Below are 18,604 nucleotides of genomic sequence, written 5' to 3'. Positions count from 1 at the left end.
CGGCAGAATAAACCTCTTTAAAGCGTCCTTTTCCAAGACATTGTCGGACTGTCCCACGCTTGATTTCATTGTGAATGGTTTGAGGAGCTTTTCCAAGTAAAGAGGCGATTTCTCTATTTGATTTCCCTTCTTTTTTCCATCTTTCGATTAAGCGACGGCTATCGATTGTCAAATGTTTGGCTTTTGTAGTATAATGGCTTTTCATCTCTGTGCCTTTCTTGTGTTTGTGATTGAACAACAAGTATAACACAGAGGTGTTTTCTTATGCCTAGAAGAGCTTTCATTTGACAAGAGGAACCCTTGAAGCAGTTTTGTCAGCTAAACCAAGGCTAATCTTAGCCTTGGCTTGTCAGCCTAACAGCATCAAGCCTCTTATCAAATGAAATCGAGTACTAGCTATAAGCTAGTTAAACCATCTAATTTTTAGGAGGGCTGGATGGCTAACTTCATTATAGAACTTTCAATATCACATTCGAATCACAATAAATAAAAAAATCTTCCAATTCCCTTGCAAAAATGAAGAAAGTGTGATAACATAGTACGGTATGTAGTGCTAGCACATCCGCTATATTAGATTTAATAGGAGGAAAACACAATGGCTAAAGTATGTTACTTTACAGGTCGTAAGACTGTATCAGGAAACAACCGTTCACACGCGATGAACCAAACAAAACGTGCCGTAAAACCAAACCTTCAAAAAGTTACTGTTCTTATCGATGGTAAACCTAAAAAAGTTTGGGCTTCAGCTCGCGCTTTGAAATCAGGTAAAGTTGAACGCGTTTAATAATAAAAGCAAGGAGACCTCAGGGTCTTTTTCTTTTGACATAGTGAAAAAATCATTTTAAAAGCAGAGTAAATATCCGCTGATACAGTATTCTGCTTTTACACTTGGGCTGAAATATGATAAAATAGAGTATCAACTAGTTGAGGTAAAAAGGATGACTGTAAAAATTAATACAAAAGATGGTCAAATCGAACTAACAGATGAAGTGATTGCAACCGTCGTAGGTGGAGCAGCAACTGAAATTTTTGGTGTGGTCGGTATGGCTAGTAAAAATGCCCTCAAAGATAATTTCCAAGCCCTTCTAGGTAAGGAAAATTATTCCAAAGGTGTCGTCGTAAAGGCAGCCGAAGATGGAAGCATTGCAGTTGATGTGTATACCGTGTTAAGCTACGGAACAAAGATTAGTGAAGTGTCAAAAAACATTCAAGAGCGTGTTGCCTTTAGCTTGGAAAACCAGCTTGGAATTACTGCTCAGACTGTAAATGTCTACATTCAAAATATCAAAGTTGTAGGAGAATAACCGTGTTAAAAATTACTACTAGCTTATTTCAAGAAATGGTGCAGGCTGCATCAACTCGCTTGAATAAGCAAGCTGAATATGTCAATTCATTAAACGTCTTCCCTGTTCCAGATGGAGATACTGGAACAAACATGGGGATGACCATCGAAAATGGAGCTAAAGAAGTTGCAGACAAGCCAGCTTCTACAGTTGGAGAGGTAGCGAGCATTCTTGCTAAAGGGCTTTTGATGGGTGCGCGTGGGAACTCAGGAGTTATTATGTCTCAGCTTTTCCGTGGATTTTCACAAGCCATCAAGGATAAAGACGAGTTAACAGGTCAAGACTTGGCCCTTGCCTTCCAATCAGGTGTTGAAGTTGCCTATAAGGCAGTGATGAAACCAGTTGAAGGAACGATTTTGACAGTTTCTCGTGGGGCTGCTATCGGTGCTAAGAAAAAAGCTGAGCAAACAGATGATGCTGTTGAAGTCATGCGCGCAGCCTTGGAAGGTGCTAAAACAGCTCTAACTAAAACGCCAGACATGCTTCCAGTATTGAAGGAAGTTGGCGTTGTGGACTCAGGTGGTCAAGGATTGGTCTTTATCTACGAAGGTTTCCTTTCTGCCCTTACTGGTGAATATATTGCATCTGAGGACTTTGTAGCGACTCCTGCCAATATGAGTGAAATGATCAATGCAGAGCACCACAAGTCTGTGGCTGGTCATGTGGCGACTGAGGATATCAACTTTGGTTACTGTACTGAAATCATGGTAGCTCTTAAGCAAGGTCCAACCTATGCCAAAGATTTTGACTACGATGAATTCCGTAACTACTTGAATGAACTTGGAGATTCTCTCCTCGTTGTCAATGATGATGAAATCGTCAAAGTCCATGTCCATACAGAAGATCCAGGACTTGTCATGCAAGAAGGTCTAAAATATGGTAGCTTGGTCAAGGTAAAAGTTGACAATATGCGTAACCAACACGAAGCACAGATTGAGAAAGAAACTGCCCAAGTTAGCAAGCCAGCTGAAGAAAAAGAGTATGCTTTGATTGCTGTGGTGGCTGGTAAAGGTCTAGCAGATATCTTCCGTTCTCAAGGTGTGGATTATGTTATCGAAGGCGGTCAAACCATGAACCCTTCAACAGAAGACTTTATCAAGGCTGTTGAACAGGTCAATGCCCGTAACATCATCTTCCTGCCAAATAACAAGAATATCTTCATGGCAGCTCAATCTGCGGCAGAAGTTTTGGAGCAACCAGCAGTAGTGGTAGAGGCCCGCACTCTTCCTCAAGGTTTGACAAGTCTTCTTGCCTTTGATTCAAGCAAGTCCATTGAAGAAAACCAAGAGCGTATGACAGCTGCTCTTAGCGATGTCGTTAGCGGAAGCGTCACAACAGCCGTGCGTGATACAACGATCGATGGTTTAGAAATCCATGAAAACGATAATCTAGGTATGGTGGATGGGAAAATCCTCGTGTCAAACCCTGACATGCACCAAACCTTGGCAGAAACTTTGAAACATATGTTGGATGAAGACAGTGAAATCGTAACCTTCTATGTCGGTGAAGACGGAAGCGAAGAACTTGCCAATGAAATCGCTCAAGAAATCGCAGAAGAATTTGAGGATCTTGAAGTTGAAATCCACCAAGGTCAACAACCTGTTTACCCCTATCTATTTAGTGTGGAATAAGAGCCGATTAATGAAGGACTGAGAAATCAGTTCTTTTTTCTTTTTTAGTAAATGAAAACGGTATCTTTTTAATAAAAACAAAAATAACATTCATAAATAAACGTTAAAATAGAAAATTCAGAAAATTTCTTCTTTTCTCTTGAAAATTTTTTAAAAAATGGTATGATAGTAACAAGTTATTTTTAAGAGGAAAGAAAGGGGAACAATGGAGAAAATCAGTTTAGAATCTCCTAAGACGGGTTCGGACCTAGTTTTGGAAACACTTCGTGATTTAGGAATTGATACCATCTTTGGTTATCCTGGTGGTGCAGTCTTGCCTTTTTATGATGCGATATATAATTTTAAAGGTATTCACCACATTCTAGGACGCCATGAGCAAGGTTGTCTGCATGAAGCTGAAGGTTATGCTAAATCAACTGGAAAGTTGGGTGTTGCCGTCGTTACTAGCGGACCGGGAGCAACAAATGCCATTACAGGGATTGCGGATGCCATGAGCGATAGTGTTCCCCTTTTGGTCTTTACAGGTCAGGTAGGGCGAGCAGGGATTGGGAAGGATGCCTTTCAGGAGGCAGACATCGTGGGAATTACCATGCCAATCACTAAGTACAATTACCAAGTTCGTGAGACAGCTGATATTCCGCGTATCATCACGGAAGCTGTCCATATCGCGACTACAGGCCGTCCAGGGCCAGTCGTCATTGACCTACCTAAAGACGTATCTGCTTTAGAAACAGACTTCATTTATTCACCAGAAGTGAACCTACCAAGCTATCAGCCGACTCTTGAACCAAATGATATGCAAATCAAGAAAATCTTGAAGCAATTGTCCAAGGCTAAAAAGCCAGTCTTGTTAGCTGGTGGTGGAATTAGTTATGCTGAGGCTGCGGCAGAATTAAATGAATTTGCAGAACGCTATCAAATTCCAGTCGTAACAACTCTCTTAGGTCAAGGAACAATTGCAACGACTCACCCACTCTTCCTTGGAATGGGGGGGATGCACGGTTCTTTCGCAGCGAATATTGCAATGACAGAGACGGACTTTATGATTAGTATTGGCTCTCGTTTTGATGACCGTTTGACAGGAAATCCAAAGACTTTTGCTAAGAATTCTAAGGTTGCCCATATTGATATTGACCCAGCCGAGATTGGCAAGATTATCAGTGCAGATATTCCTGTAGTTGGAGATGCTAAGAAAGCCTTGCAAATGTTGCTAGCAGAACCGACAGTTCATAACAATACTGAGAAATGGATTGAGAAAGTTACTAAAGACAAGAACCGTGTTCGTTCTTATGATAAGAAAGAGCGTGTGGTTCAACCGCAAGCAGTTATTGAACGCATTGGTGAATTGACGAATGGAGATGCCATTGTGGTAACAGATGTTGGTCAACACCAAATGTGGACAGCCCAGTATTATCCCTACCAAAATGAACGTCAGTTAGTGACTTCAGGTGGTTTAGGAACCATGGGATTCGGAATTCCAGCAGCAATCGGGGCTAAAATTGCTAACCCAGATAAGGAAGTAGTCTTGTTTGTTGGGGATGGTGGTTTCCAAATGACCAACCAGGAGTTGGCTATTTTGAATATTTACAAGGTGCCAATCAAGGTGGTTATGCTGAACAATCATTCACTTGGAATGGTTCGCCAGTGGCAGGAATCCTTCTATGAAGGAAGAACATCAGAGTCGGTCTTTGATACCCTTCCTGATTTCCAATTGATGGCGCAGGCTTATGGTATTAAAAACTATAAGTTTGACAATCCTGAGACCTTGGCTCAAGACCTTGAAGTCATCACTGAGCATGTTCCTATGCTAATTGAGGTAGATATTTCTCGTAAGGAACAGGTGTTACCAATGGTACCGGCTGGTAAGAGTAATCATGAGATGTTGGGGGTGAAGTTCCATGCGTAGAATGTTAACAGCAAAACTACAAAATCGTTCAGGAGTCCTCAATCGCTTTACAGGTGTCTTATCTCGTCGTCAGGTTAATATTGAAAGCATCTCTGTTGGAGCAACAGAAGATCCGAATGTATCGCGTATCACCATTATTATTGATGTTGCTTCTCATGATGAAGTGGAGCAAATTATCAAGCAACTCAATCGTCAGATTGATGTGATTCGCATTCGTGATATTACAGACAAGCCTCATTTGGAGCGCGAGGTGATTTTGGTTAAGATGTCAGCGCCAGCTGAGAAGCGAGCTGAGATTCTAGCGATTATTCAACCTTTCCGTGCAACAGTGGTAGACGTAGCGCCAAGCTCGATTACCATTCAGATGACAGGAAATGCTGAAAAGAGTGAAGCTCTATTACGAGTCATTCGACCATACGGTATTCGCAATATTGCTCGAACGGGTGCAACTGGATTTACCCGTGACTAAAAATCCAACTTAAATTTGTTAAACCAGCCTAAAAGGCAATAAATGATAGAAAAGAGAGAAAAACTATGGCAGTTCAAATGGAATACGAAAAAGATGTTAAAGTAGCAGCACTTGACGGTAAAAAAATCGCCGTTATCGGTTATGGTTCACAAGGACATGCGCATGCTCAAAACTTGCGTGACTCAGGTCGCGATGTCATCATCGGTGTACGTCCAGGTAAATCTTTTGACAAAGCAAAAGAAGATGGATTTGACACTTACACAGTAGCAGAAGCAACTAAATTGGCTGATGTTATCATGATTTTGGCACCAGACGAAATCCAACAAGAATTGTACGAAGCAGAAATCGCTCCAAACTTGGAAGCTGGGAATGCAGTTGGATTTGCTCATGGTTTCAACATTCACTTCGAATTTATCAAAGTTCCTGCGGATGTAGATGTCTTTATGTGTGCTCCTAAAGGACCAGGGCACTTGGTACGCCGTACTTACGAAGAAGGATTTGGTGTACCAGCTCTTTACGCAGTATACCAAGATGCAACAGGAAATGCGAAAAACATTGCTATGGACTGGTGTAAAGGTGTTGGAGCAGCTCGTGTAGGTCTTCTTGAAACAACTTACAAAGAAGAAACTGAAGAAGATTTGTTTGGTGAACAAGCTGTACTTTGTGGTGGTTTGACTGCCCTTATCGAAGCAGGTTTCGAAGTCTTGACAGAAGCAGGTTACGCTCCAGAATTGGCTTACTTTGAAGTTCTTCACGAAATGAAATTGATCGTTGACTTGATCTATGAAGGTGGATTCAAGAAAATGCGTCAATCTATTTCAAACACTGCTGAATACGGTGACTATGTATCAGGTCCACGTGTGATTACTGAGCAAGTTAAAGAAAATATGAAAGCTGTCTTGGCAGACATCCAAAATGGTAAATTTGCAAATGACTTTGTAAATGACTATAAAGCTGGACGTCCAAAATTGACTGCTTACCGTGAACAAGCAGCTAACCTTGAAATTGAAAAAGTTGGTGCAGAATTGCGTAAAGCAATGCCTTTCGTTGGTAAAAACGACGATGATGCATTCAAAATCTATAACTAATTAGAAAGCAAAGAATTTTGCTTAAAATAGTAGCTTCAGCTATTCGTGGGATATTAGATATACTTATTTAGGGGTTGAAATCATATGAATATTACCAATTTGTTTTCTATCAAGACAGGATGTGATGAAACTGATAGGCAACTGCAAAAATTATTTTTTCAGTTGGATTTACAATTGGGAGAATTGACAGATCAACTAAGAAAATTAGATTCTAATTTTGTTCCTCGTAGTCAATTTGTAGACACGCTGGATTTGAATGATGTAGAATATAAAGAAGTTTTAAACTATTTTATCTTCCATCGTAATGATAGTGAAGAAAGTTTGGCAGAATGGTTATATGATTGGATTTCCACAAATCGTTATGAACTTCCTAAAGAGTTTTCAATTCGTATGGCTCATAAATATCATGAAAGTGTTGCTGAAGTTTTTGGAGATGAATAACTAAAAAAACAGTCATTAGTGACTGTTTTTTATAGAAAAAGAGGTTTTATATGTTAAGTTCAAAAGATATTATCAAGGCTCATAAGGTCTTGAATGGTGTGGTTGTGAATACCCCACTGGATTACGACCATTATTTATCGGAGAAGTATGGTGCTAAGATTTATTTGAAAAAAGAAAATGCCCAGCGTGTTCGTTCTTTTAAGATCCGTGGTGCCTATTATGCCATTTCCCAGCTCAGCAAGGAAGAGCGTGAACGTGGGGTAGTCTGCGCTTCTGCGGGAAATCATGCGCAGGGAGTAGCCTATACCTGCAATGAGATGAAAATTCCTGCTACTATTTTTATGCCCATTACCACTCCGCAACAAAAAATCGGGCAAGTTCGCTTTTTTGGCGGGGACTTTGTAACCATTAAACTAGTTGGAGATACCTTTGATGCCTCAGCCAAAGCAGCTCAAGAATTTACAGTCTCTGAAAATCGTACCTTTATTGCTCCCTTTGATGATACTCATGTCCAAGCGGGTCAAGGAACAGTTGCTTATGAGATTTTAGAAGAAGCTCGAAAAGAATCGATTGACTTTGATGCTGTCTTGGTCCCTGTTGGTGGTGGCGGTCTCATTGCCGGGGTTTCTACCTATATCAAGGAAACAAGTCCAGAAATTGAAGTCATTGGGGTAGAGGCTAATGGAGCGCGTTCCATGAAAGCTGCTTTTGAAGCTGGTGGACCTGTTAAACTCAAAGAAATTGACAAATTTGCGGATGGGATTGCTGTGCAAAAGGTAGGACAGTTGACCTATGAAGCAACGCGTCAACATGTTCAAACTTTGGTAGGTGTCGATGAGGGATTGATTTCTGAAACTTTGATTGACCTCTACTCTAAGCAAGGGATTGTTGCAGAACCTGCTGGAGCAGCTAGTATCGCCTCTTTAGAGGTTTTAGCTGAATATATCAAGGGGAAAACCATTTGTTGTATCATTTCTGGAGGGAATAATGATATCAACCGTATGCCAGAAATGGAAGAGCGTGCCTTGATTTATGATGGGATCAAACATTACTTTGTGGTCAATTTCCCACAGCGTCCAGGAGCTTTGCGTGAGTTTGTAAATGATATCTTGGGGCCAAATGATGATATCACCCGTTTTGAGTATATCAAGCGAGCTAGTAAGGGAACAGGTCCAGTATTGATTGGGATCGCTTTGGCAGATAAGCATGATTATGCAGGCTTAATTCGTCGAATGGAAGGTTTTGATCCAGCTTATATTAACTTAAATGGGAATGAAACGCTCTATAATATGCTTGTCTGAGGACTAATAAAAAAATATCATATTATTTGCACAACTAATGTATAGGTGTTATAATGATAGTGAAGAAAGGGGGCGATTCCTATGGTTTTAGGAAGCTTATCGTGCTATTTCTACTACAACTCACTATAACACCTATTATTTTCGATTCTGTTTATATTAAGGCGGCAGAATTACTTACTATATATAAGGAAATTTTTTGAAATCCCCAATTGTATATATCCCTAATTTGAGATTTCTCTAAATATAATAGGAATCAAAAAAAATAATCAATGTTTGTGAGATGACTGCTAGGTGAGTTGGTCGAAAAACTCGTGAGATAGACAATAGTGCTAGACATGCAATAGCTAGTGATACTGATTTTAAATGACTAGCTGGAAAGTGGGTATGTAATCAGAAGATGCAAGATTGTACAAAGTAAGTAGTACCGGTTGTGAAATGGATAAGATATAGATAAGGACAGGAAAGGAACCAAAGAAGGAGAAAGAAAACGGAATGATTTAGAGATAGTGAGGAGTGAAAGACTATCTTTAGTGGGCTTGTTGATTTAAAAGGAATAGATAGAATGAAATAGTAAATCCTGTCTATCCTATTAAGAAACTGGTATTCAGCATACGTGAATATTTTTACAAATTTAAAGTTTAATAATGCAATTGTTTTTTAGGAGCATACTGATGGGTTATAGTAAGCGGAAAACTATATATTATCGGCTTTAAAAAGGAAGTAAGAAGATTCTGGGTCATTTATTTTATTGAATATATGTTTTTTTATTGACAAAAGTAGTAAAAACGTATACAATTAAGTATTGTAAAGAAGAAAATAGGAGAAAAACATGGCTAAGTCAAACTTTGAAAAAGTAGAATCAGTTGTTGGCTGGGTTCGTGATAAGAAAATCACAGGCTACCGTATCTCTAAGGAAACGAATGCGCGTGAAATGTCTATCATTGCTCTGGCGCAGGGTCGTGCAAAAGTAAAAAATATTTCATTTGAAACAGCCCTAGGCCTAATTGATTTCTATGAAAAAAATCATGAAAAATTTGAAGATTAATCTTTGGATAACGGCGGATTCTTGACCCTCAAGTAGTAGAGATAGAGAATCTGCCTTTTCATTTTGAGGACAGCAAAAAGACTGCACGGTTGAGGCAGCCTTTTCTTTTTATTTGAGATAGCGTTGAAGGAATTCTTTTGTACGGTCTTCTTTAGGATTGGTGAAGAGATCTTCTGGTTTGCCTTCTTCAGCAATCACACCCTTATCCATAAAGATAACACGGTGAGAGACATCACGGGCGAATTCCATTTCGTGGGTTACGACAATCATGGTCAAGCCTTCCTGAGCCAGATCTTGCATGATTTTGAGGACTTCTCCAACCATTTCTGGATCGAGAGCTGATGTTGGTTCATCAAAGAGAATAGCGTCCGGATTCATGGAGAGGGCACGAGCGATGGCCACACGTTGTTTTTGACCCCCTGAGAGTTGTCTTGGCTTCGCTTGCCAGTAGCGTTCTCCCATGCCGACTTTTTCTAGGTTTTCTTTGGCAGTCTTTTCAGCTTCTGTGCGTTCGCGTTTAAGGACAGTTGTCTGAGCGACAATTGTGTTTTCAAGCACGTTGAGATTTTCAAAGAGGTTAAAGGATTGGAACACCATCCCCAACTTTTCACGGTATTGCGTGAGGTCATAGCCTTTTTCGAGGACATTTTGTCCATGATAAAGGATTTGTCCATCAGTTGGTGTTTCAAGTAGGTTGATGGAGCGTAGGAAGGTCGATTTCCCGCTTCCAGAGCTTCCGATGATAGAGATTACCTCTCCCTTGTGGACAGTGAGTGAAATGTCTTTTAGCACTTCGTTTTGGCCATAGGATTTTTTGAGGTGTTTAATTTCAAGGATTGCTTGTGTCATTATTTAAAATCCTCCGTTTGTATTTGGTTAGCACCTGTAGTATAGGTATCCATGTCCATTCTGCGTTCGATGAAGCGTAGGATACGTGTTACGGTGAAGGTGAGGACAAAGTAAATCACGGCGATGATTGTAAATGTCTGGAAGTATTGATAGGTTTGAGTTGCCACGGTATTTCCTGAGAAATAAAGTTCGACAACAGAGATAACGTTCAATACAGATGTATCTTTGATATTGATGACAAATTCATTACCAGTTGCAGGTAGGATGTTACGGACAACCTGAGGCAGGACAATCTTACGCATGGTTTGGTTATGGGTCATACCAAGAGCAGTAGCAGCTTCAAATTGTCCCTTGTCAACTGCTAGGATACCACCACGGACGATTTCAGTCATGTAGGCACCAGTGTTAATCGAAACGATGAAGATAGCAGCCAGTGTGCGATCAAGGTTGATACCGAAAGCTTGGGCAGTTCCATAGTAGATAACCATCGATTGAACGATCATTGGCGTACCACGGAAAATTTCAATGTAGACATTGAGGATCCAGCCGACTAGTTTTTGTAGGCTATAAATGGCTTTATTTTCAGAGAGAGGAGCAGTACGGAAAACACCAATGGCAAGTCCAATAATGAGACCTGTGATAGTTCCGACGATAGAGATTAAAAGGGTGACACCCGCACCACGCAAGAGTTGTTGCCAGTTTTCAGAAAGAATTTTAGCGACTTGGCTGAAGAAACTACTGCTAGTCTCTTCAGTTGTTGTAGATTCGGCAGGTTGTTCCTTGATCATACGATCCATCAAGGCAACTTGGTCATCTTTTGAAATGGTTTCGATGCTGGCATTGATTTGGCTAATACGATTGTCATCTTTACGAAGTCCAATGGCGATAGCTGTATCTTCTTCCCCAGTTTTGAAACCTGGTTCTACTTGGACCATCTTGAACTTAGAGTTAGCAGCTTCAGCAGTCAGAGCTTCTGGGCGTTCAGAAACATAGGCATCGATGACACCAGCCTCAAGAGCTTGGCGCATTTGAGCGAAGTCTCCCATAGCTGTTTCTTTTTTAGCACCTAAGATTTGTGCAATCAAGTCGTAGAGGTAGACACCTTGTTGAGAAGTGATTTTCGCACCATTAAAGTCATCCAAAGATTTAGCATTTGCGTAGGCAGAATCTTTTTTGATAAGCAAAACTGGTTCGCTAGTGTAGTAACTGCTTGAAAAGGCAATTTCTTGTTTACGCTCGGCAGTAGGACTCATACCTGCGATAATCATGTCAATCTTACCAGAAGTAAGGGCAGGGACTAGACCTTCCCACTTGGTTTTAACAACCAAAGGTTCTTTACCTAAGTCCTTAGCGATTTTCTTGGCGATTTGAACATCGTATCCGTTGGCATACTGGTTGGTTCCATCGATTTTGACAGCTCCATTGCTATCATCATCCTGGGTCCAGTTAAAGGGGGCATATGCTGCTTCCATCCCGATGCGTAAATATTCATCGGCTTGAGCAACATTGACAAGTCCTAGCATCAGCAAGAGACTTGTGAAAATAGATAAGTATATTTTTCTCATGATTTCTCCTATTCTAATCTATTAAAAAATAACTGTCTCCTATTTTATCGAAAAATGCGTAATTTTTCAACATAAGTAAGCCTTTACTTACGAAAAAATGCTATAATGATAAGAAAGATAAAAAGGGGGCTTAGTTGATGAAAAAAACTTTTTTCTTACTGATGTTTGGCTTGTTTTGCCTTCTGCCACTTTCTGTTTTCGCCATTGATTTCAAGATAAACTCTTATCAAGGGGATTTGTATATTCATGCAGACAATACGGCAGAATTTAGACAAAAGATAGTTTATCAGTTTGAGGAGGACTTTAAGGGCCAAATCGTGGGACTTGGACGTGCTGGCAAGATGCCTAGTGGATTTGACATTGATCCTCATCCAAAGGTTCAGGCTGCGAAAAATGGTGCTGAACTAGCAGACGTTACGAGCGAAGTGACAGAAGAAGCGAATGGTTATACTGTGAGAGTCTATAATCCAGGCCAGGAAGGCGACACAGTTGAAGTTGAGCTTACATGGAACTTAAAAAATTTGCTTTTCCTATATGATGACATTGCTGAATTAAATTGGCAACCTTTAACAGATAGTTCAGGGGCTATTGGCAAGTTTGAATTTCATGTAAGGGGAGACAAGGGAGCTGAAAAACTCTTTTTCCATATAGGGAAACTTTTTAGAGAGGGAACGATTGAAAAGAGTAGCCTTGATTATACTATTCGTTTGGACAATCTTCCGGCTAAGCGTGGAGTTGAATTGCATGCCTATTGGCCTCGAACTGATTTTGCTAGCGCTAGGGATCAGGGATTGAAAGGAAATCATTTAGAAGAATTTAATAAGGTAGAAGACTCGATTGTTAAAGAAAAAGAGCAAAGTAAACAACTCCTTACTTGGGTCTTACCTTCGATACTTTCTATCTCCTTGTTATTGAGTGTCTGCTTCTATTTTATCTATAGAAGAAAGACCACTCCTTCAGTCAAATATGCCAAAAATCATCGTCTCTATGAACCACCAATGGAATTAGAGCCTATGGTTTTATCAGAGGCTGTCTACTCGACCTCCTTGGAGGAAGTGAGTCCCTTGGTCAAGGGGGCTGGCAAATTCACCTTTGACCAACTTATTCAAGCTACCTTGCTAGATGTGATAGACCGTGGAAATGTCTCTATCATTTCAGAAGGAGATGCAGTTGGTTTGAGGCTAGTAAAAGAAGATGGTTTGTCAAGCTTTGAGAAAGACTGTCTAAATCTGGCTTTTTCAGGCAAAAAAGAAGAAACTCTTTCCAATTTGTTTGCGGATTACAAGGTATCTGATAGTCTTTATCGTAGAGCAAAAGTCTCTGATGAAAAACGGATTCAAGCAAAGGGGCGTCAGCTTAAATCTTCTTTCGAAGCAGTATTAAAAGAGATGCAAGAAGGGGTCAGAGACAGGGTTTTCTTCTGGGGGCTCCCAGATTACTATCGTCCTTTAACTGGTGGGGAAAAGGCCTTGCAAGTGGGTATGGGACTCTCCACTATCTTGCCCCTATTTATTGGATTTGGTTTGTTCTTGTACAGTTTGGACGTTTATGGCTATCTTTACCTCCCCTTGCCAATACTTGGTTTTCTAGGTTTGGTTTTGGCTGTTTTCTATTATTGGAAGCTTCGATTAGATAATCGTGATGGTGTCCTAAATGAAGCAGGAGCAGAGGTCTACTATCTCTGGACCAGTTTTGAAAATATGTTGCGTGAGATTGCGCGATTGGATCAGGCTGAATTGGAAAGTATTGTGGTCTGGAATCGCCTCTTGGTCTATGCGACCTTATTTGGCTATGCGGACAAGGTCAGCCATTTGATGAAGGTTCATCAGATTCAAGTGGAAAATCCAGATATCAACCTCTATGTAGCTTATGGCTGGCACAGTATGTTTTATCATTCAAGCGCGCAAATGAGCCATTATGCCAGTGTCGCAAATACAGCAAGTACCTACTCTGTATCTTCTGGAAGTGGAAGTTCTGGCGGTGGTTTCTCTGGAGGCGGAGGTGGTGGAAGTATCGGTGCCTTTTAAAGAGAACTGCCATAGATTGAAAAATATGCTATAATGGAAGATAGAAAAAGGAGTAATCTATGTATCTTATTGAAATTTTAAAATCTATCTTCTTCGGGATTGTTGAAGGAATTACGGAATGGTTGCCGATTTCCAGTACAGGTCACTTGATTTTAGCAGAGGAATTTATCCAATACCAAAATCAAAACGAAGCCTTTATTTCCATGTTTAATGTCGTGATTCAGCTTGGTGCGATTTTGGCGGTCATGGTAATCTACTTTAACAAGCTCAATCCTTTCAAACCGACTAAGGACAAGCAGGAAGTTCGTAAGACTTGGAGACTATGGCTGAAGGTCTTGATTGCGACCTTGCCTTTACTTGCCGTCTTTAAGTTTGATGATTGGTTTGATACCCACTTCCATAACATGGTTTCTGTTGCTCTCATGTTGATTATCTATGGGATTGCCTTTATCTATTTGGAAAAACGTAATAAAGCGCGTGCTATCGAGCCAAGTGTGACAGAGTTGGACAAGCTTCCTTATACAACAGCTTTCTATATCGGACTCTTCCAAGTTCTTGCCCTTTTACCAGGGACAAGCCGTTCTGGAGCTACAATCGTCGGTGGTTTGTTAAATGGAACCAGTCGTTCAGTTGTGACAGAATTTACCTTCTATCTAGGGATTCCTGTTATGTTTGGAGCTAGTGCCTTAAAGATTTTCAAATTTTTGAAAGCAGGACAGCTCTTGAGCTTTGGACAATTGTTCTTGCTCTTGGTTGCGATGGGAGTCGCTTTTGCAGTCAGCATGGTGGCTATTCGCTTTTTGACAAGTTATGTGAAAAAACACGATTTTACCCTTTTTGGTAAATACCGCATCGTGCTTGGTAGTGTCTTGCTACTTTACAGTTTTGTCCGTTTATTTGTATAAGAAAAACCTTGAAGGGGCAGCTCTTCAAGGTTTTATACTCTTTGAAAATCTCTTCAGACCGCGTCAGCTCTATCTGCAACCTCAAANNTTTGATTTTCATTGAGTTTCAAAATCCAGTCACGGTAATCCCCAGCAGGCGGACACCTCTTTCTTTCTCGCTTAATTCTTCATAGAGTTGTAGGGCTATTTGGCTTATCTGGCTAGCATCCTGTGTTTTTTGAGCTAGACTTTTTCGTTTAGTGAGAGTTGAAAAGTCCTCGTAGCGGATTTTCAAAATGACAATTTTTCCAGATTTTTCTTGTTGACTGAGATTGAGAGCGACTCTTTCTGATAGAAGAGTCAGCTCTTTTTTGATATCTTCCTCGGCACGGAGAATCTTCCCATAGGTTTTCTCCTTCCCGATTGACTTACGGATGCGATTGGATTTGACTGGGGAATTGTGGATGCCACGAGCCTTTCGATAAAGGTCATAACCCAGTCTACCAAAACGATCTATTAGGGTCACTTCAGGGACTTCAAGTAGGTCAGCGCCAGTAAAAACGCCCATTTGATGAAGACGTTCTACAGTCTTTTTTCCTACTCCATGAAACTTGGAAATATCCATTTGTTTGAGGAAATCCTCAGCTTGGTCAGGTAGAATCACTGTCAAACCATGTGGTTTTTGATAATCACTGGCCATTTTAGCCAAGAATTTGTTGTAAGAAACGCCAGCAGAAGCAGTTAGATGGAGTTCTTGCCAGATATCCTCTTGAATGAGGCGAGCAATTTTGACCGCTGACTTGATCCCGAGTTTATTTTCTGTCACATCCAAATAGGCTTCGTCAATGCTCATGGGTTCTATTAAATCTGTATAGCGCTTAAAGATAGCTCGAATCTGGAGTCCCACAGCTTTGTATTTCTCATAATTCCCCGAGATGAAGACGGCCTGGGGACAACGCTCATAGGCTTCCTTAGAGCTCATGGCTGAATGGATACCAAAAGCTCGTGCCTCATAGCTACAGGTAGAAACGACTCCCCGCCCACCTGTTTGCCGAGGGTCACTGCCGATAATGACAGGTTTTCCTCTGAGTTTAGGATTATCTCTGATTTCCACCGCAGCAAAAAAGGCATCCATGTCAATATGGATGATTTTTCTTGACAAATCATTTAACAAAGGAAAAATCAACATGCCTAGCCCCCTTTTTACCGCTTATTTTCTTTTATTATACCCTTTTTTCTGAAAAAAAGAAAAAAGGACTTTATTTTTTCAAAAATATAATACAGTTTGAAATAAAATATAGACTGTTTTAGAAAAGAAAGTGTAAAAATAGGGATTTTCCACTTGTTGAAATCGGTTACTGTATGGTATGCTTGTCTCATGAATGTAACAGATGGTTGTTACTAGAAAGAAAAAAGAGGACATTAACATGGTTGTTAAAACAGTTGTTGAAGCACAAGATATTTTTGACAAAGCTTGGGAAGGCTTCAAAGGCGTAGATTGGAAAGAAAAAGCAAGTGTATCACGCTTCGTACAAGCTAACTACACACCTTACGATGGAGACGAAAGCTTCCTTGCAGGACCAACAGAACGTTCACTTCACATCAAAAAAATTGTAGAAGAAACGAAGGCTCACTACGAAGAAACTCGTTTCCCAATGGACACTCGTCCAACATCTATCGCTGATATCCCAGCAGGATTTATCGATAAAGAAAATGAAGTTATCTTCGGTATCCAAAACGATGAACTCTTCAAATTGAACTTCATGCCAAAAGGTGGTATCCGTATGGCTGAAACAACTTTGAAAGAAAATGGATACGAACCAGATCCAGCTGTTCACGAAATCTTTACTAAATACGTAACAACAGTTAACGACGGTATCTTCCGTGCCTACACTTCAAACATTCGTCGCGCACGTCACGCACACACTGTAACTGGTCTTCCAGATGCATACTCACGCGGACGTATCATCGGTGTTTACGCACGTCTTGCTCTTTACGGTGCAGACTACTTGATGCAAGAAAAAGTAAACGACTGGAATGCAATCGAAGAAATTGATGAAGAAACAATCCGTCTTCGTGAAGAAATCAACCTTCAATACCAAGCATTGCAACAAGTTGTTCGCTTGGGTGACCTTTACGGAGTTGATGTTCGCAAACCAGCGATGAACGTTAAAGAAGCGATCCAATGGGTTAACATCGCCTTCATGTCTGTCTGCCGTGTTATCAACGGTGCTGCTACATCTCTAGGACGTGTACCAATCGTTTTGGACATCTTTGCAGAACGTGACCTTGCTCGTGGTACATTTACTGAATCAGAAATCCAAGAATTCGTTGATGATTTCGTTATGAAACTTCGTACAGTTAAATTTGCTCGGACAAAAGCTTACGACCAATTGTACTCAGGTGACCCAACTTTCATCACAACTTCTATGGCTGGTATGGGTAACGACGGTCGTCACCGTGTTACTAAGATGGACTACCGTTTCTTGAACACTCTTGACAACATCGGTAACTCTCCAGAACCAAACTTGACAGTTCTTTGGACTGATAAATTGCCATACAACTTCCGCCGCTACTGTATGCACATGAGCCACAAACACTCTTCTATCCAATACGAAGGTGTAACAACAATGGCTAAAGACGGATATGGTGAAATGAGTTGTATCTCATGCTGTGTGTCTCCACTTGACCCAGAAAATGAAGAACAACGCCACAACATCCAGTACTTCGGTGCGCGTGTAAACGTATTGAAAGCCCTTCTTACTGGTTTGAACGGTGGTTACGACGATGTTCACAAAGACTACAAAGTATTTGACATCGAACCAATCCGTGACGAAGTTCTTGAATTTGAATCAGTTAAAGCTAACTTTGAAAAATCTCTTGACTGGTTGACTGACACTTACGTAGATGCTTTGAACATCATCCACTACATGACTGATAAGTACAACTACGAAGCTGTTCAAATGGCATTCTTGCCAACTAAACAACGTGCGAACATGGGATTCGGTATCTGTGGATTTGCCAACACTGTTGACACATTGTCAGCTATCAAATACGCTACAGTTAAACCAATCCGTGATGAAAATGGCTATATCTACGATTACGAAACAATCGGTGAATACCCACGTTGGGGTGAAGATGACCCACGTTCAAACGAATTGGCAGAATGGTTGATCGAAGCTTACACTACTCGTCTACGTAGCCACAAACTTTACAAAGACGCAGAAGCTACTGTATCACTTTTGACAATCACATCTAACGTTGCTTACTCTAAACAAACTGGTAACTCACCAGTCCACAAAGGTGTATACCTCAACGAAGATGGTTCTGTGAACTTGTCTAAACTTGAATTCTTCTCACCAGGTGCTAACCCATCTAACAAAGCTAAAGGTGGATGGTTGCAAAACTTGAATTCACTTTCTAGCCTTGACTTTAGTTATGCAGCTGATGGTATCTCATTGACTACACAAGTATCACCTCGCGCTCTTGGTAAGACTCGTGACGAACAAGTTGATAACTTGGTAACAATCCTTGATGGTTACTTCGAAAACGGTGGACAACACGTTAACTTGAACGTTATGGACTTGAACGATGTTTACGAAAAGATTATGTCAGGTGAAGACGTTATCGTACGTATCTCTGGATACTGTGTAAACACTAAATACCTCACTCCAGAACAAAAAACTGAATTGACACAACGTGTCTTCCACGAAGTTCTTTCAATGGATGATGCCTTGGATGCATTGAGCTAATCAAGTTCTTGAATAATGAAAAGGAACCCTCGGTCAGTCGACTGAGGGTTTTGTGCTTGGGGATAGTGTGAGCAATTCCTTCGGCGCAATATGCAATGTTTTTGGAAAGGAATAGTGGACCGAATCTGAAATAGCCCGCTGAAACGTTTCAAACAGTGCTAGAAATTGACTGGAATTCAAAGATACTTGTTGAGTTGGGGGGATTTGAAAATAATCCTCAATGAAAATCAAAGAGCAAACTAGGAAGCTATCCTCAGGTTGCTCAAAACACTGTTTTGAGGTTGCAGATAGATCTGACGCAGT

The 18,604-nt window shown here is 40.6% G+C and carries 17 protein-coding genes; 12 read left to right on the top strand and 5 right to left on the bottom strand.

The features are described 5' to 3' along the window. On the bottom strand, positions 1-205 hold a 205-nt coding region (locus HT736_RS09500; protein ID WP_172930982.1), incomplete at its 3' end, for a helix-turn-helix domain-containing protein. Positions 206-595: 390 nt separating this feature from the next. On the opposite strand from HT736_RS09500, the gene rpmB reads away from it, so the two are divergent. The 9 genes from rpmB (at position 596) to HT736_RS09455 (ending at position 9,224) form a co-directional block, all read left to right on the top strand. Beyond that, positions 596-784: a 50S ribosomal protein L28 gene (gene rpmB, locus HT736_RS09495; protein WP_001140948.1), complete on the top strand. Its 189-nt coding sequence runs from the start codon at positions 596-598 to the stop codon at positions 782-784. Positions 785-938: 154 nt separating this feature from the next. Next, the gene (locus HT736_RS09490; protein ID WP_000216436.1) at positions 939-1,304 is read left to right on the top strand and encodes an Asp23/Gls24 family envelope stress response protein; all 366 of its coding nucleotides are present in this window, start codon (positions 939-941) and stop codon (positions 1,302-1,304) included. Positions 1,305-1,306: 2 nt separating this feature from the next. Beyond that, the gene (locus HT736_RS09485) at positions 1,307-2,974 is read left to right on the top strand and encodes a DAK2 domain-containing protein (protein WP_172930981.1); all 1,668 of its coding nucleotides are present in this window, start codon (positions 1,307-1,309) and stop codon (positions 2,972-2,974) included. A gap of 205 nt (positions 2,975-3,179) precedes the next feature. Continuing rightward, on the top strand, positions 3,180-4,880 hold the full coding sequence (locus HT736_RS09480) for an acetolactate synthase large subunit (protein ID WP_000411733.1): 1,701 nt from the start codon (positions 3,180-3,182) through the stop codon (positions 4,878-4,880). After that, positions 4,873-5,349, top strand: a complete 477-nt coding sequence (gene ilvN / locus HT736_RS09475) for an acetolactate synthase small subunit (RefSeq protein ID WP_001253803.1) — start codon at positions 4,873-4,875, stop codon at positions 5,347-5,349. Before HT736_RS09480 ends, ilvN begins: the two co-directional genes overlap by 8 nt. A gap of 65 nt (positions 5,350-5,414) precedes the next feature. Next, complete coding sequence (gene ilvC, locus HT736_RS09470) at positions 5,415-6,437, top strand: ketol-acid reductoisomerase (protein WP_000290683.1); 1,023 nt, start codon at positions 5,415-5,417, stop codon at positions 6,435-6,437. Positions 6,438-6,521: 84 nt separating this feature from the next. Continuing rightward, a complete protein-coding gene (locus HT736_RS09465; RefSeq protein WP_023939147.1) occupies positions 6,522-6,878 on the top strand; it encodes a hypothetical protein in 357 nt (118 codons plus the stop codon). 50 nt (positions 6,879-6,928) lie between these two features. Beyond that, a complete protein-coding gene (gene ilvA / locus HT736_RS09460; RefSeq protein ID WP_000952969.1) occupies positions 6,929-8,179 on the top strand; it encodes a threonine ammonia-lyase IlvA in 1,251 nt (416 codons plus the stop codon). An 829-nt stretch (positions 8,180-9,008) separates the two neighbouring features. After that, positions 9,009-9,224, top strand: a complete 216-nt coding sequence (locus HT736_RS09455; RefSeq protein WP_001130036.1) for a hypothetical protein — start codon at positions 9,009-9,011, stop codon at positions 9,222-9,224. A gap of 108 nt (positions 9,225-9,332) precedes the next feature. On the opposite strand, the gene HT736_RS09450 is transcribed toward HT736_RS09455, so the two are convergent. Together HT736_RS09450 and HT736_RS09445 are read right to left on the bottom strand one after the other, a co-directional pair. Then, positions 9,333-10,073, bottom strand: coding sequence for an amino acid ABC transporter ATP-binding protein (locus HT736_RS09450; RefSeq protein WP_000189488.1), 741 nt, complete (start codon positions 10,071-10,073; stop codon positions 9,333-9,335). After that, positions 10,073-11,638: an ABC transporter substrate-binding protein/permease gene (locus tag HT736_RS09445; protein WP_023937414.1), complete on the bottom strand. Its 1,566-nt coding sequence runs from the start codon at positions 11,636-11,638 to the stop codon at positions 10,073-10,075. The genes HT736_RS09450 and HT736_RS09445 overlap by 1 nt, the downstream gene beginning before the upstream one ends. Before the next feature lie 137 nt (positions 11,639-11,775). Between HT736_RS09445 and HT736_RS09440 the strand changes: the two genes are divergently transcribed. After that, the gene (locus HT736_RS09440; protein WP_172930980.1) at positions 11,776-13,665 is read left to right on the top strand and encodes a DUF2207 domain-containing protein; all 1,890 of its coding nucleotides are present in this window, start codon (positions 11,776-11,778) and stop codon (positions 13,663-13,665) included. 59 nt (positions 13,666-13,724) lie between these two features. Beyond that, positions 13,725-14,570 (top strand): undecaprenyl-diphosphate phosphatase, encoded by an 846-nt coding sequence (locus tag HT736_RS09435; RefSeq protein WP_000280764.1) that lies wholly within the window; start codon positions 13,725-13,727, stop codon positions 14,568-14,570. Positions 14,571-14,676: 106 nt separating this feature from the next. Here the strand turns inward: HT736_RS09435 and dinB are convergent, their stop codons facing one another. Next, the gene (gene dinB / locus HT736_RS09430) at positions 14,677-15,738 is read right to left on the bottom strand and encodes a DNA polymerase IV (protein ID WP_000904576.1); all 1,062 of its coding nucleotides are present in this window, start codon (positions 15,736-15,738) and stop codon (positions 14,677-14,679) included. A gap of 238 nt (positions 15,739-15,976) precedes the next feature. Here dinB and pflB point away from each other — a divergent pair, with 238 nt between their 5' ends. Further along, positions 15,977-18,301: a formate C-acetyltransferase gene (pflB, locus tag HT736_RS09425; protein ID WP_000260631.1), complete on the top strand. Its 2,325-nt coding sequence runs from the start codon at positions 15,977-15,979 to the stop codon at positions 18,299-18,301. 33 nt (positions 18,302-18,334) lie between these two features. Here the strand turns inward: pflB and HT736_RS11460 are convergent. Next, positions 18,335-18,604 (bottom strand): hypothetical protein (locus HT736_RS11460; RefSeq protein WP_205380671.1); only part of this gene is annotated, 270 nt, incomplete at its 5' end.

This window comes from Streptococcus sp. 339 (assembly GCF_013277285.1).
Taxonomy (GTDB): Bacteria; Bacillota; Bacilli; order Lactobacillales; family Streptococcaceae; genus Streptococcus; species Streptococcus pseudopneumoniae.
This window is presented reverse-complemented; position numbering and strand designations above follow the sequence as displayed.

Excerpts from the sequence above, each read along its gene's own strand:
- rpmB (WP_001140948.1), top strand. The coding sequence starts at position 596 with ATGGCTAAAGTATGTTACTTTACAGGTCGTAAGACTGTATCAGGAAAC.
- HT736_RS09490 (WP_000216436.1), top strand. The coding sequence starts at position 939 with ATGACTGTAAAAATTAATACAAAAGATGGTCAAATCGAACTAACAGAT.
- HT736_RS09480 (WP_000411733.1), top strand. The coding sequence starts at position 3,180 with ATGGAGAAAATCAGTTTAGAATCTCCTAAGACGGGTTCGGACCTAGTT.
- ilvN (WP_001253803.1), top strand. The coding sequence starts at position 4,873 with ATGCGTAGAATGTTAACAGCAAAACTACAAAATCGTTCAGGAGTCCTC.
- ilvC (WP_000290683.1), top strand. The coding sequence starts at position 5,415 with ATGGCAGTTCAAATGGAATACGAAAAAGATGTTAAAGTAGCAGCACTT.
- HT736_RS09465 (WP_023939147.1), top strand. The coding sequence starts at position 6,522 with ATGAATATTACCAATTTGTTTTCTATCAAGACAGGATGTGATGAAACT.
- ilvA (WP_000952969.1), top strand. The coding sequence starts at position 6,929 with ATGTTAAGTTCAAAAGATATTATCAAGGCTCATAAGGTCTTGAATGGT.
- HT736_RS09455 (WP_001130036.1), top strand. The coding sequence starts at position 9,009 with ATGGCTAAGTCAAACTTTGAAAAAGTAGAATCAGTTGTTGGCTGGGTT.
- HT736_RS09450 (WP_000189488.1), bottom strand. The coding sequence starts at position 10,073 with ATGACACAAGCAATCCTTGAAATTAAACACCTCAAAAAATCCTATGGC.
- HT736_RS09445 (WP_023937414.1), bottom strand. The coding sequence starts at position 11,638 with ATGAGAAAAATATACTTATCTATTTTCACAAGTCTCTTGCTGATGCTA.
- HT736_RS09440 (WP_172930980.1), top strand. The coding sequence starts at position 11,776 with ATGAAAAAAACTTTTTTCTTACTGATGTTTGGCTTGTTTTGCCTTCTG.
- HT736_RS09435 (WP_000280764.1), top strand. The coding sequence starts at position 13,725 with ATGTATCTTATTGAAATTTTAAAATCTATCTTCTTCGGGATTGTTGAA.
- dinB (WP_000904576.1), bottom strand. The coding sequence starts at position 15,738 with ATGTTGATTTTTCCTTTGTTAAATGATTTGTCAAGAAAAATCATCCAT.
- pflB (WP_000260631.1), top strand. The coding sequence starts at position 15,977 with ATGGTTGTTAAAACAGTTGTTGAAGCACAAGATATTTTTGACAAAGCT.